Source organism: Plantactinospora sp. CA-294935 (genome assembly GCF_050936445.1).
Classification (GTDB): Bacteria; Actinomycetota; Actinomycetes; order Mycobacteriales; family Micromonosporaceae; genus Plantactinospora.
The window spans coordinates 4091562-4104388 of the sequence record NZ_JBNJMU010000001.1 but is presented as its reverse complement, the minus strand read 5'-3'; the positions used below and the strand labels follow the sequence as shown (position 1 = coordinate 4104388).

The following is a 12827-nucleotide window of genomic DNA, read 5'->3' as shown; positions in this document are numbered from 1 at the left end:
GTGGCTCGGCTGACCGTGCTGGGGCGCGGCGTACTGGCGGTGCTGCTGTTCGGTGCGGTGGCGGTGCTGCTCGGGCCGGCGAGACCGGCGGCGGCGCACGCCGCGGTGGTCGGCACGGTGCCGCAGCAGCAGGCCGTACTCGGCTTCTCACCGACCGAGGTCACGATCACCTTCAGCGAACCGGTGACCCTGGTCCCCGGCCGGGCCCAGGTGCTGGCCCCGGACGGCAAGCGGATCAACAACGGAGACGCAGGCGTCCGGGACGCCACGCTGCGGATCCCGATCCGGGTAGCCGACCGGCCGCTCGGGACGTACCTGGTCAGCTACCGGGTGATCTCCGCCGACAGCCATCCGGTCGCCGGCAGCTACACCTTCGCGGTCGGCGCCGCCTCGGCCACCCCGCCCGAACCGGCCGACGAGACGGTACGCCCCGACGTGCAGCTCGCGGTGCCGGTGACCAGATACCTCGGGTACGCCGGACTCGTCCTGCTGATCGGTCCGACGTTGCTGCTCGGGCTGCTCTGGCCGCGCCGGCTGCCCCGCCGGGGCGCCGTCCGGCTGGTCCGGGCCGGTCTGCTGCTGGTCGCGGCCGGCACCCTGGCCGGGTTCTGGGCACAGGCCCCCTACACCAGCGGCGCCGGGCTGCTGGACGTCTCCGGTGCCGAGCTGCGACAGGTGCTCGACTCGGACTTCGGGCTGGCGCTCGCCGCCAGGCTGGGCATCGTGGCGCTGGTCGCCGCCCTGCTGCCGCCGGTGCTGGCCGGTCGGGCGGCCGGTCGGGTCCGGGTCGGGCTGCTGGTCGCGCTCGGGCTGGCCGGACTGGCCACCTGGCCGCTGGCCGGGCATGCCGCCGCCTCGCCCACCCCGCTGGCCAGCGGGATCGCCGGTGTCGTACACCTGGCCGCGATGTCGGTCTGGCTCGGCGGGCTGGTGACGCTGGTCTGCTTCCCGCTGCGGGCCGCCCATCCCCGGGTGCTGGCGGTCGTCCTGCCGGTCTGGTCCCGCTGGGCGAGCATCGCGGTGCTCTGGCTCGTCGCCGGTGGACTGGTGCAGGCGGTGATCGAGATCGGCGCACCGGGCGCGCTCTTCGGCACCGGCTACGGACGGCTGGTACTGGCCAAGGTGGCGCTGCTGGCGCTGCTGCTCGGCGCCGCCGGGTACGCCCGCCGCCTGGTCCGCCGCCGTGCGACCGCCGCCCCCGCCCCCGCGCCCGCCAGCGCGGTGACCGAACGGCGGCGGTTGCGCCGGACGGTCGGCCTGGAGGTGCTGGTCGGCCTGGTCGTGCTCGGGGTCAGCTCGGTACTGGTGCAGACCACCCCGGGGCGCAACGCCGGGATCGAGGCCGAGATCGCCGCCTCGGACACCTTCGCCCAGACGCTCAGCTCACCGCTCTACACCCTCCAGTTCGACGTCTATCCGGTGCAGCTCGGGCCGAACAACACCGTGCACGCGTACGTCTACACCCCGGACGGCAAGCCGCTGCCGGCGGTGGAGTGGACGCTGACCGCCGCGCTGCCGGCGCAGGGTGTCGAGCCGACCGACACCCCGATGCTGGGCATCGAGCCGCACCACGCGGTCGGGGCGGTGAGCTTCCCGATCCCCGGCGACTGGGAGCTGCGGTTCACGGTACGCACCTCGGAGATCGACCAGGCCACCGTGCGGACCGTGGTACGGGTGCGCTGAGACGGGTGCGCTGAGACGGCGGCGGCGGGCTCAGGGCTCGACCAGGCCGGCCCGGATGGCGTACCGGGTGAGGTCGATCCGGTCCCGCATGCCGAGTTTGGCCAGGATGTTGGCCCGGTGCCGGTCGACCGTCTTCACGCTGATCACCAGCGCCTCGGCGATCTCCTTCGCCGAGTTGCCCTCGGCGATCAGCTTGATGATCTCCTCCTCCCGGGGCGTCAGGATGCTCTCCGGCAGCTTCTCGCCCTGCCGGGCCCGGTGCAGGTAGTCGCGGATCAGCGCGGTGATCGCACCGGGATAGAGGAACGGCTCGCCGCGCATCGCCGCCCGGCACGCCTCCAGCAGGTCCCGGTCGGCGACCGACTTGAGTACGTAGCCGGAGGCTCCGGCCCGGAGCGCCTCGAAGAAGTACTGCTCGTTGTCGTGCATCGAGAGCATCAGGATGCGTACCCCGGGCGCCCGCCGGGAGATCTCCCGGGCCGCCTGGAGGCCGGTCATCCTCGGCATGGCGATGTCCAGGACGACCAGGTCGATCTCGGTCCGCCGGACCGCCTCCACCGCCTCCGCCCCGTCGGCCGCCTCGGCGACCACCCGCAGGTCGGGCTCGGCGTCGAGGATCAGCCGCAGTCCCCGGCGGACCAGCGCGTGGTCGTCGGCCAGCAGGATCCGGGTCTCGGTCGCGGACATGCTCACGCTCCCCTCTCCCCCGGCCCGTCGGCGGGTACGGTCAGCCGGACCTCGGTACCGGTGCCGGGTGCGGCGGTGATGGTCAGCCGGGCGCCGATCAGCAGTGCCCGCTCCCGCATCCCCCGGATGCCGGCGCCCTCCTGGCGTACCTCGCCGAGTCCGTCGTCGGCGACCCGCAGCACCACCGTGCCCGCCCCGGCCCGCAGCGACAGCTCGACCCGGTCGGCCCGGGCGTGCCGGGCCACGTTGGTCAGGCTCTCCTGGGCGATCCGGTAGATCACCAGTTCCTTCTCCGCGCTCAGCGTCGGCAGGTCCGGCGTCGATCGTCGCACCACCGGTACCCCGCTGACCTGTGAAAACTCCGTCGCCAACGCGTTGAGTGCGCTGAGCAGCCCGAGATCGGTCAGTACGTCCGGCCGGAGCCGACGGGCCACCCGCCCCACGTCGTCGAGGCTTTCCCGCAGCGTCTCCTGCACGGCGTGCAGCTCCTCGCGCAGCTCGGCCGGGGCCCGGTCCACCGCCCGCTTGAGCCCGAGCAGCACCACCGTGAGGCTCTGCCCGATCTCGTCGTGCAGTTCCCGGGCGATCCGCTGCCGCTCCCCCTCCTGGGCGGCGAGCGCGTGCGCGCTGCTGGCGCTGCGTTCCGCCTCCAGCCGGTCGAGCATCGCGTTGAAGGTCTCGATCAGGTTGGTCAGGTCGCCGTTGCCGGCGTCCACCAGCCGGTCCCCGGTGCGCAGCAGGTCGACCCGGCGCATCAGCGTGGTCAGCGCGTCGAGCGGGGCCAGGCTGGCCCGGAGCAGCAGGGCGTTCACCGCCAGGATCAGCGCCAGGCCGACGGTCAGCACCGGAATCTCGGTCAGCAGCACCGGCGACGAGACGGTGGCCGGGGAGAGCGCGAGTACCAGCGTGCCGACCGTGAAGACCAGGCCGTTCAGCAGGAACAGCCGGCGGAACAGTGCCCGGGCCGGGGTGCGGCGACCGGGGCGGCCGGAAGCGCCGGTTCCCCCCGGCGCGTCCGGTCCGGGCACGGCTGCCCGGTCAACGGTGTCGGTCACCCTGCCAGCCTCGCCCGGGAGCTGCCGGTTTGTCCATCTGGTCGGACACCCACCTCGGCTGGGCCGACCGGACACCGCCCCAGGTCACCTGCATGCTCCACCCCACCGGAGATGGGTGTCGGACCCGATGGTCGGGCGGCGCGCTGTCCCGAATTCTTGGTACCGGAACCGGCGGCCAACCCGCGACCGAGACCGGAACCGGCACCCGAACCCTGCGGCCACGCCCCGAGCACGGGCCGGCGTACGGGGGGTGCCGCCCCGCCGCCCCTACCCCGAGCGAGGCCACAGTGGACATCACCCGGACCACCGTTCCCGGCGTCGGCGTCGTACACCACTTCCTGACCCGGGGCGGGCAGCGGTTCGGCGTACTGCTGGACCAGACCGGCATTCGGTCCCTGCTGCTGTACGGGCCGGACGACCCGGACGTACCGGTGGAGCGGATTCCGCTGGACCACGACGAGGCCGACCAGATCGCCGAGGTACTGCACAGCGCACCGATCGCAGACCGGCTGGCCAGCCTGGAACGCCGTCTCGCCGAGCTGCACGGCGGATCCGCGTGATCGCGGAACGCCCACTCGGCCGCCTCGCCGGCGAGGCTCCCTGCCGGCGGGAGAACCCGTCGTCACCGGGAGGCCATGTTGTCGAACAATCCCTCAGGCCCTACCGTTGCGGCGCGACGGCCGATGCCGGCCCGCGCCCGGGGAGATGGTGGAATGCAGGCGCAGCAGATCGCCGCGGTGGTACCGACGGTGACCGTCCGGGACTCGGTGGCCCGGGCGGTCCGGCTGATGGCGCTCCGCCGGCTGCCGGGCATGATCGTGGTGGACGACCGCGGCCGACCGAAGACGGTGCTCCCCGGCACCCAGGTGCTCCGGATGGCGGTGCCGAGGGCCTACCGGGAGGATCCGGTGCTGGCCCGGACCATCGACGAGGCGCACGCCGACCTCTTCTGGGAGGAACTGGACAACCTGACCGTGGGCGACTGCCTGTTCCGGGAGCCGGACCGGGTGACCACCGTCGGCCTGGACGGAACGCTGCTGGAGGTCGCCGCGCTGATGGCTCGACAGCGCAGCCCGCTGGTGGCGGTGGTCGACGGCGCCGGGGTACTGGTCGGGGCGATCACCCTGGACCGGGTGCTCGCCGAGTTCGCGGTGGCCGACTCCGACACCTGACCCCGGCCCGGCCGGCCGCCGCGTGTCGTGCGGCGGCCGGCCACTCCGGCAGCGCTCCGCCGGGTCGCACGCCCGGACCGGAGTACGCCCGATGAGCGCCGTCGCCGCGCTCGTCATCTTCGTGGTGGCATTCTTCTTCATCGCCACCGAGAAGGTGGACAAGGTCAAGGTGGTACTGATCGCCGCCGCCGCGATGCTGGTGTTCGGCTTCGCGCCGGGGGCGGAGGTCTACTTCTCCGAGCACGAGGGGATCGACTGGAAGGTCATCTTCCTGCTGCTCGGAATGATGATCATCGTCGGGGTGCTGAAACAGACCGGCCTCTTCGACTATCTGGCGATCTGGGCCGCGAAGAAGTCGGGCGGCCGGCCGTACCGGCTGATGGTGATGCTGATGCTGATCACCGCCATCGCCTCGCCGTTCCTCGACAACGTCACGACGATCATGTTGGTCGCCCCGGTCACGGTGGTGGTCTGCAACCGGCTGCACATCCCGGCCCAGCCGTACCTGATCGCCGAGATCCTGGCCTCCAACATCGGTGGCGCCGCGACCCTGATCGGCGACCCACCCAACATCATCATCGCCAGCCGGGCCGGGCTGACCTTCACGGACTTCCTGGTGCACATGGCCCCGGCCGTCGTGGTGATCTTCGCGGTCTTCGTACTCTTCACCCGGGTGCTGTTCCGCAAGTCGTTCAAGTACAACCCGGAGCACGTCGAGGCGGTACTGGCGTTGCAGGAGCGGCGGGCGATCACCGACGTACGGCTGCTGGTCCGCTGCCTGGTCGTACTCGCCCTGGTGGTGGTCGCCTTCGGGCTGCACTCGGTGCTGCACGTCGACCCGTCGGTGGTGGCGATGGTCGGCGCCGGGGTCATGCTGGTGGTGTCCAGGCTGGACGTCTCCGACGTGCTCGCCGAGGTCGAGTGGCCCACCCTGGTCTTCTTCGTCGGCCTGTTCGTGATGGTCGCCGGCCTGGTGCACACCGGTGTGATCACCACGTTCGGCGAGTGGGTGATCGACCAGGTGGACGGTGATTTCTTCACCGCCGCGACCGCGCTGCTCTTCGGCTCGGCGGTGCTGGGCGCGTTCTTCGACAACATCCCCTACACCGCCACCATGGCGCCGGTGGTGGACGGGCTGGTGGCCGAGGCTCCGGATCCGCAGACCGGGCAGGCGCTCTGGTGGGCCTTCGCCTTCGGTGCCGACTTCAGCGGCAACGGCACCGCGGTCGCCGCCAGCGCCAACGTGGTGGCGATCGGCATCGCCGCCCGGACCGGTCACCGGATCTCGTTCTGGCAGTTCACCCGATACGGCATCATCGTCACGATCATGAGTACCCTGCTCGCCTGGCTCTACGTCTGGCTGCGGTACTTCATGTGACGGTGCCGGCCGCGCCCTCCCCCGGTGCCGGCCCGCCGGCCCGCGCCGGCCGCGGTTCGCGGCCGGCGCGGGTGGGGCGATCAGATGTCGTTCATGTCGGCGATACCGAGGATGTTGCCGCCGTACGGGAAGGAGTAGAGCGAAGCCTCGGCCGGAGCGGTACCTCCGGCCGAGGCGGCAGCGGTGCGGGGGCAACGGTGCGTCAGTGGCCCCGGGCCAGCCACTCGTCGAGGTGCGGCGCCTCGGCGCCGATGGTGGTGCTCGCACCGTGCCCGGTGTGCACCACCGTCTCCGGCGGCAGGCTCAGCAGCCGCTGCCTGATCGACTCGACGATCGTGCCGAAGTCGCTGAACGACCGCCCGGTCGCCCCCGGCCCGCCCTGGAAAAGGGTGTCGCCGGTGAAGACCGCGCCGAGCGCGGGCGCGTACAGCGAGCAGGCTCCCGGGCTGTGACCAGGGGTGTGCAGGACCTCCAGCGCGGTGCCGGCCACCTTGATCGCCTGCCCGTCCCGCAGCTCCCCGCCTGGCGGTACCTCCGGGTGCACCATGTCCCAGAGCACCCGGTCCGCCGGATGCAGCAGCACCTGGGCACCGGTCGCCTCGGCCAGCGCCGGCGCGACCCGTACATGGTCGTCGTGCGCGTGCGTGGCGAGGATCGCCAGCACCCGCCGGTCGCCGACCGCGGCCAGGATCGCGTCCACGTCGTGCGGCGCGTCGATCACCACGCACTCGGTGTCGTCGCCGACCACCCAGACGTTGTTGTCCACGTCGAAGGTCTGGCCGTCCAGCGAGAAGGTACCCGAGGTGACCGCGTGGTCGATGCGGGCCGCCATCAGAAGATCACCACCGACCGCAGCACGTCGCCGTGGTGCATCTTGCCGAACGCGTCCTCGACCTGGTCGAGGGCGATCTCCTCGGTGACGAACGCGTCCAGGTCCAGCCGACCCTGGAGGTAGAGCGAGGTCAGCATCGGGAAGTCCCGGTCCGGCAGGCAGTCGCCGTACCAGCTCGACTTGAGCGCGCCGCCCCGGCCGAAGACGTCGAGCAGCGGCAGGTCGGGCACCTTCATCTCCGGAGTGGGTACCCCGACCAGTACGACGGTGCCGGCCAGGTCACGGGCGTAGAACGCCTGCTTCCAGGTCTCCGGGCGGCCGACCGCCTCGATCACCACGTCCGCGCCGTGCCCGCCGGTCAGTTCCCGGATCGCCTCCACCGGGTCGGTCTCCCGGGCGTTGACGGTGTGCGTCGCGCCGAATCCCCTGGCCCACTCCAGCTTCCGCGGGTCGGTGTCGACCGCGATGATCGTGGTCGCGCCGGCCAGCGCCGCGCCGGCCACCGCGCCGTCGCCGACGCCACCGCAGCCGATGACCGCGACCGAGTCGCCCCGGGTGACGCCGCCGGTGTTCACCGCCGCGCCGAGTCCGGCCATCACGCCGCAGCCGAGCAGGCCGACGGCGGCCGGCCGGGCCGCCGGGTCGACCTTGGTGCACTGCCCGGCGTGTACCAGGGTCTTCTCCACGAACGCGCCGATGCCGAGCGCCGGGGAGAGTTCGGTGCCGTCGGTCAGGGTCATCTTCTGCTTGGCGTTGTGGGTGGCGAAGCAGTACCACGGCTTGCCGCGCCTACAGGCCCGACAGTTGCCGCAGACGGCCCGCCAGTTGAGCACCACGAAGTCGCCCGGTTCGACGTCGGTCACCCCGGTGCCGACCTGCTCCACGATCCCGGCGGCCTCGTGTCCGAGCAGGAACGGGAAGTCGTCGTTGATGCCGCCCTCGCGGTAATGCAGGTCGGTGTGGCAGACGCCGCACGCCTGCACCCGCACCACGGCCTCACCCGGCCCGGGATCCGGTACGACGACGGTGGTCACCTCGACCGGCGCACCCTTGGCCCTGGCAATGACCCCGCGTACTTCCTGGCTCACGCTGCCTCCTCAAGATCTCGATCCCGATCCGCCGTAGCATGTCACGGCCGTCCCCTTCGCTGGCCAGACTCACCCGCAATGCGGAACGGCACCGATGGCGCGGCGGGCGGGAGGCCGGAGCACGGCGCCGGACCGGGGACGGGCGGAGCGCACCAGGAAGTCTGGCAGGCCGGGACGCCGTGCGCACCGGCCGGGGCGGCGGACATTCGACGCCGTCGGCGCAGTCGGGCGGATCCGTGACGACGTCGCCGCCCGCGCAGTTCTCCGTACCGGGACATCCGGACCCGCCGTCCTGTCCATCACCGGGTGTCCGGTTTTTGGTCATGATCGGGCCGGTGGTGGGGGCGGATCGCGGAACACCGGGCCGCCGGCCACGGTTATACCTGGCGTACGTCCGCAGCAGCGCCCCCGGCATCACGCCGGAAGTCGGGCTGGTCTGTCGGATCCCGGGCGGTTTCCGCCGCCGGGTCCGATCCACCGGCCGGCCGGGTGTGCTGGACGGGGTCGGGCAGCCGCCGGGAATGGCGGGCCGCCGGCCGTGGTTACATCCCCCCGGGCACACCCGAGCAGCAGCAACTCGCCGGGCGAGTGCCGATCCCCCCGGAACCTGGTTTTCGGGTTTCTTTCCCTTCGACACGCCAGATCCTGCCACGGCGTTGTCGTACCCCCGGAATGGAAGGCGACCATCATGACTTTCGTCAGCCGATGGCTACCGGCCATCACCGAAACCCCGATCCGTAAGACCGCGCTGGGTATCGCCGGACTCGCCGTCGTCGGCGGCGCGTTCGCCGGCCCCGCGATCGCGATGGACACCCCGACCCCGGCATCGCCGACCGCCGCGTCGGTGACCGCCGACATCAAGGACCTCGACAAGCGGGCACCGTCGAAGGTCCTCGACTACCAGTACAAGGCGCAGGAGAACTTCTACTACTGCGCACCCGCCGCCACCAGGATCGCGCTGTCCGCGCAGGGGCACACCCCCAGCCAGGACGACGTGGCCAGCCAGCTCGGCACGACCGAGGCCGGTACCAACTCGGCCGAGGACACCACCCGGGTGCTGAACAAGGCCGGCGGCAGCGACTACAAGACCGTCGCGATCCCCGACACCACGGCCAAGCCGGCCGAGATGGACCGGCTCCAGGTCGACATCGTCAACGCCATCGACGCCAAGCGTCCGGTCGTGATGAACATCAAGGGCACCGCCACCGACGTCGACGGAACCCCGCACTCCTACGAGGGCGGGCACTACCTGACCGTCGTCGGCTACGACGACCACGGCCGCAAGGTCAAGATCGCCGACCCGGCCAACCCGAACCAGAGCGAGTACTGGATGAGCACCATCACCCTCGCCAACTGGGCCGCCGAACGCGGCTACTCCGCCTGACACGGCAACCGGTAAACACCACCGGTAAACACCAACCGAAAGGGCCAGCCCCACCCGGGGCTGGCCCTTTCGTCGTCGGATCAATCCCGTCCCCTGACGGGCGACGTTCCTCCCCGGCACCCCGGCCCGGCGGCCACTCCGTCCACATCGGAGGCCACCGGTGTGCCGGCCGTACCCGCTGGCCAGTACTTTTCGGACCGGCCGTACCCGGACGTCACCGACCGGCCGTCGGGTCGGTGGTGACCAGCAGCGCTCCGAGCCGTTCGACGCCGTCCCTGATCAGCCGGGCGTACGGGTCGTCGCCGAGCGCCGGCAGACTCTCCCGGGCCAGGGTCAGGTGCGCCCGGGCCTCGTCCGGCCGGCCGAGCTTGCGGTAGTCCTCGGCGAGGTTGAGCTGCAACGACGGCCGGAACGCCGCGACCCGGAGGCCGGCGTCGTGCCGCTGCGCCCGCTCGTCGGTCAGCGTGTCGGCGGCCTCCAACGCCCGCAGGTCCCAGCGGAGTTCCTCGGCCGGGTCGTCCTGGAGATCGGCCAGATAGTGCGCCAGGGTGCAGCGGTGGAACGGGTCACCGCTCGGACCGATCCGCCCCCACAGCTCGGTCAGCCGCTCCCGCGCCGCCCCGGTACGCCCGGCCCGTCCCCACTCGACCGCCTCGGCGATGCTCGCCATCGTGCCGTCGGTACCCTGCTCCATCGTCCACTCCCCTGTGTCGGCCGGTGCGGCACCGCCGATGCTGGGGCCTCGACGAGGTCGAGGGTCAAGCGCACCGCCGCCGGACGCTCTCCGACGGCCTCGGTGCCGGCGGCCGTGGCCACCGGGAGGAACACCAGCACGGCCAGGGCAAGCAGGACGTAACTGTTCGATCCGAGGAACCCGACGACCCCGCTGTGGTCCACCGACCACAACCAGACGACGCTGCCGCAGAGCAGCAGGTACGCACCGGTCCACCAGCACCACGCCCGGCGAGCGGCGCCGCCCGGCGACGACGGCGCGTACGGCGACAACCCGGGCGCCGCCGCCCCGGCCGACCGGCGCAACAACGCGGAGTCGGCGAGGACCACCAGGGCGGGCACCAACCAGACCAGGTGGTGTACCCAGGTGACGGGGCTGACCAGGCAGCCGGCCACTCCGGTCAGGGCAAAACCCGCCCGGTCGTCGCCGCGCCGGGCCGCCTGGCGGGACCGGTGCGCCCACACCACCAGGACCACCGCGACCAGCACGATCCAGACGAGCCGGTCCGGACGCGCCGGATTCCACCGCGCCACCAACCCGAGCAGCGACTGGTTGGAGACGTAGTCCAAGGCGCCGACCCGGCCAGTGTCCCAGAGCGCCTGCCCGAAGTACTTCCGGCTGGCCTCCGGGGCCACCAGCCCGGCCAGCAGGGTTGCCGCCGCCCCGGTCGCCACCGCCGTGGCCGCCGCCCGCCAGCGCCGGGTGACCACGAGATAGCCGATGAAGATCGCCGGGGTGAGTTTGACCGCCGCCGCGATGCCGGTGCCGATGCCGGCGAGCCGGTGACCCCGGTCGAGCAGCCAGGCGTCGGCGTAGACCAACGCGAGCAGCACCAGGTTGACCTGGCCGAAGCTGACCGTGTCGCGTACCGGTCCGAGCATCGCGAACAGGCACGCGGCGAGCGCGAACGCGAACCCCCGGCGCCAGCCCTCGCGCCGGGCGATCGGGTCGACCAGCAGCCACAGCACCAGCGCGGCGGCCAGCGCGGTGACGGCGACGTTGACCGCGATCGTCGGGTGCCAGCCCAGCCAGGCCATCGGCAGCATGCACAGCGCCGCGAACGGCGGATAGGTGAAGCCGTAGTCGGTGCCGGGCCGGACGTAGTCGTAGAGCTGGCCACGGTCGTGCAGCCAGTGGTTGACGGCCCCGTGGTAGACGCCGACGTCGAACCAGCCCCGGTGCCCGGGCAGCAGCGCGATCGCGACCGTGATCGCCCCGGCGAGCCCGAGGATCAGGCTGACCTGGGCGTACCTGCCGGACGGTCTGGTGCTCATCGGGACGTTCCCTCCAGTGCCCGGCCGGTCCAGGTCGGACCGGCCAGTGCCGCGTTGGCGCCCAGCCGGAAGCACCCGACCACGACGATGCCGAGCACCACCCCGGTGGTGGCGAGGACGAGCTGTGCCGGATCCGGCCCGAAGCCGCTGGGCAGGGTCAGGAAGGCCACCGCCGCGGCGACCAGGGAGGCCAGCCTGCGTACCGGTCGGTCGGGTGCGGCGGCGGCGATCAGCACCAGGCCCCAGAGCAGGTACCAGGGCCGGGTGGCCGGCCCGAGTACCGCCACCGCCGCCAGGACCAGGCCCAGCGCGTACGTCGGTCCGAGCCGGTGCCGGTGCCACCAGACGACGGCCGTACCGCCGAGGGCGGCGAGCAGGCCGCCCCAGGTCCAGAACTGCATCGGGGCGACGCCGAGGTCCCACCCGGCCGCCTGGCCGAGCCGGTCCGACGCCCGCCCGAGGGCGCTGGAGACCGACCAGCTGTGCTTGTAGATCGGTGTCCGGAGCGCGGCGATCCAGCCGTACCCGAGCCCGGTGGCGGCGGTGACCGCGACCGCTGTCAGCAGGGCCAGCCCGGCGGCACGCAGCGTCGCGGACCGGATCCCGTACTGCGGCCGGGCCAGCGCCACGACCACCAGCAGGCCCGCCACCGCCGGCACCTTGACCAGCGCGGCCAGGGTCACCAGCACCGTGGCCAGCGCGAAACGGCGCTCGAACGCGAGGCAGAGCCCAGCCACCAGCAGCCCGAGCATCACCGCCTCGTTGTGCGCCCCGGCGACCAGGTGCAGTGGCACCAACGGGTTGAGCAGGCCCAGCCACACCGCCGCGCCCGGCTCGACCCCGCCGTGCCGGGCCAGTCGGGGCAGGAACACCGCCAGCAGGCCGACGCCGAGCAGGGCCACCAGGCGCAGCCCGATCACCCCGGCCGCCACCTTCGTACCGGCCGCACCGGCGACCAGCGCGGAGAGGCCGAGGAACACCGGCCCGTACGGTGCCGTCGTGTGCTGCCACATCTGGGGCACCTCGGCGGCGAACCGGCCGCCGAGCTGCGACACCCCGTGTTCGTAGACGTCGGCGCCGGCCAGCACCATCGCGCCCTGGGCGAGATAGCTGTAGACGTCGCGGCTGAACAGGGGTGGAGCGAGCAGCAGCGGGCCGGACCAGAGGGCGAGGGTGGCCAGCAGGCTGCGGACCTCGACGCCGTCCGGCCGCCGGATCTCGCGCCCCACCCACCACCAGGCGGCCACCAGCATGGTGAGCCCGAGATATCCGCAGAGCAGGGCCGGTGCCGGATGGTGTCGCCAGTCGGTCAGCCACAGCTCCGCCCCGGTCTGGTCGACCGGCAGCGCCCCGGCGGCCAGCCCGGCGCAGGCCAGGATCGTCGTCCCGGCGGTGCCCAGGATGCGGTAGGCGGTCACCGCGGGCAGTGAACCCTTTTCAACTTCCCTTGCGGTCCGACGGACCACAAGGTCGGACGCGGTGCGTGGGCGCCGCGCGGTTCAGGTGGAAGACGGTTCAGTCTCAGCACCCCGGAATGATTC

Annotated in this window: 12 protein-coding genes; 5 read left to right on the top strand and 7 right to left on the bottom strand. The window is 72.4% G+C overall.

From position 1 onward, the window contains the following. A complete protein-coding gene (locus tag ACQEVC_RS18370) occupies positions 1–1683 on the top strand; it encodes a copper resistance CopC/CopD family protein (protein ID WP_432878940.1) in 1683 nt (560 codons plus the stop codon). 30 nt (positions 1684–1713) lie between these two features. Here ACQEVC_RS18370 and ACQEVC_RS18365 read toward each other — a convergent pair whose 3' ends face one another. Together ACQEVC_RS18365 and ACQEVC_RS18360 are read right to left on the bottom strand one after the other, a co-directional pair. Beyond that, positions 1714–2370, bottom strand: coding sequence for a response regulator transcription factor (locus ACQEVC_RS18365; protein ID WP_318394590.1), 657 nt, complete (start codon positions 2368–2370; stop codon positions 1714–1716). Positions 2371–2372: 2 nt separating this feature from the next. Then, complete coding sequence (locus ACQEVC_RS18360; RefSeq protein WP_432878936.1) at positions 2373–3425, bottom strand: histidine kinase; 1053 nt, start codon at positions 3423–3425, stop codon at positions 2373–2375. Positions 3426–3712: 287 nt separating this feature from the next. Between ACQEVC_RS18360 and ACQEVC_RS18355 the strand changes: the two genes are divergently transcribed. The 3 genes from ACQEVC_RS18355 to ACQEVC_RS18345 all read left to right on the top strand — a co-directional run bounded on the left by ACQEVC_RS18355 (position 3713) and on the right by ACQEVC_RS18345 (position 5975). After that, a complete protein-coding gene (locus tag ACQEVC_RS18355) occupies positions 3713–3985 on the top strand; it encodes a hypothetical protein (protein WP_318394158.1) in 273 nt (90 codons plus the stop codon). A 153-nt stretch (positions 3986–4138) separates the two neighbouring features. Beyond that, positions 4139–4597 carry a CBS domain-containing protein gene (locus ACQEVC_RS18350; protein ID WP_432878933.1) on the top strand — a complete coding sequence of 153 codons (459 nt, stop codon included), beginning with the start codon at positions 4139–4141 and terminating at the stop codon, positions 4595–4597. A gap of 91 nt (positions 4598–4688) precedes the next feature. Then, positions 4689–5975 (top strand): SLC13 family permease, encoded by a 1287-nt coding sequence (locus tag ACQEVC_RS18345; protein ID WP_432878930.1) that lies wholly within the window; start codon positions 4689–4691, stop codon positions 5973–5975. Positions 5976–6177: 202 nt separating this feature from the next. On the opposite strand, the gene ACQEVC_RS18340 is transcribed toward ACQEVC_RS18345, so the two are convergent. Together ACQEVC_RS18340 and ACQEVC_RS18335 are read right to left on the bottom strand one after the other, a co-directional pair. Beyond that, complete coding sequence (locus tag ACQEVC_RS18340) at positions 6178–6807, bottom strand: MBL fold metallo-hydrolase (RefSeq protein ID WP_432878927.1); 630 nt, start codon at positions 6805–6807, stop codon at positions 6178–6180. Continuing rightward, on the bottom strand, positions 6807–7895 hold the full coding sequence (locus ACQEVC_RS18335; RefSeq protein WP_432878926.1) for an S-(hydroxymethyl)mycothiol dehydrogenase: 1089 nt from the start codon (positions 7893–7895) through the stop codon (positions 6807–6809). Before ACQEVC_RS18335 ends, ACQEVC_RS18340 begins: the two co-directional genes overlap by 1 nt. 688 nt (positions 7896–8583) lie before the next feature. On the opposite strand from ACQEVC_RS18335, the gene ACQEVC_RS18330 reads away from it, so the two are divergent. Then, positions 8584–9279 (top strand): C39 family peptidase, encoded by a 696-nt coding sequence (locus ACQEVC_RS18330; RefSeq protein WP_432875700.1) that lies wholly within the window; start codon positions 8584–8586, stop codon positions 9277–9279. Between the two features lie 214 nt (positions 9280–9493). Here ACQEVC_RS18330 and ACQEVC_RS18325 read toward each other — a convergent pair whose 3' ends face one another. Genes ACQEVC_RS18325 through mptB form a run of 3 tightly spaced genes read right to left on the bottom strand, consistent with a single transcriptional unit; the run spans position 9494 to position 12752 of the window. Continuing rightward, positions 9494–9973 (bottom strand): hypothetical protein, encoded by a 480-nt coding sequence (locus ACQEVC_RS18325; protein WP_432878921.1) that lies wholly within the window; start codon positions 9971–9973, stop codon positions 9494–9496. Beyond that, complete coding sequence (locus tag ACQEVC_RS18320; protein ID WP_432878918.1) at positions 9880–11286, bottom strand: glycosyltransferase 87 family protein; 1407 nt, start codon at positions 11284–11286, stop codon at positions 9880–9882. The genes ACQEVC_RS18325 and ACQEVC_RS18320 overlap by 94 nt, the downstream gene beginning before the upstream one ends. Beyond that, a complete protein-coding gene (mptB, locus tag ACQEVC_RS18315; protein WP_432878916.1) occupies positions 11283–12752 on the bottom strand; it encodes a polyprenol phosphomannose-dependent alpha 1,6 mannosyltransferase MptB in 1470 nt (489 codons plus the stop codon). The genes ACQEVC_RS18320 and mptB overlap by 4 nt, the downstream gene beginning before the upstream one ends. Positions 12753–12827 lie beyond the last annotated feature (75 nt).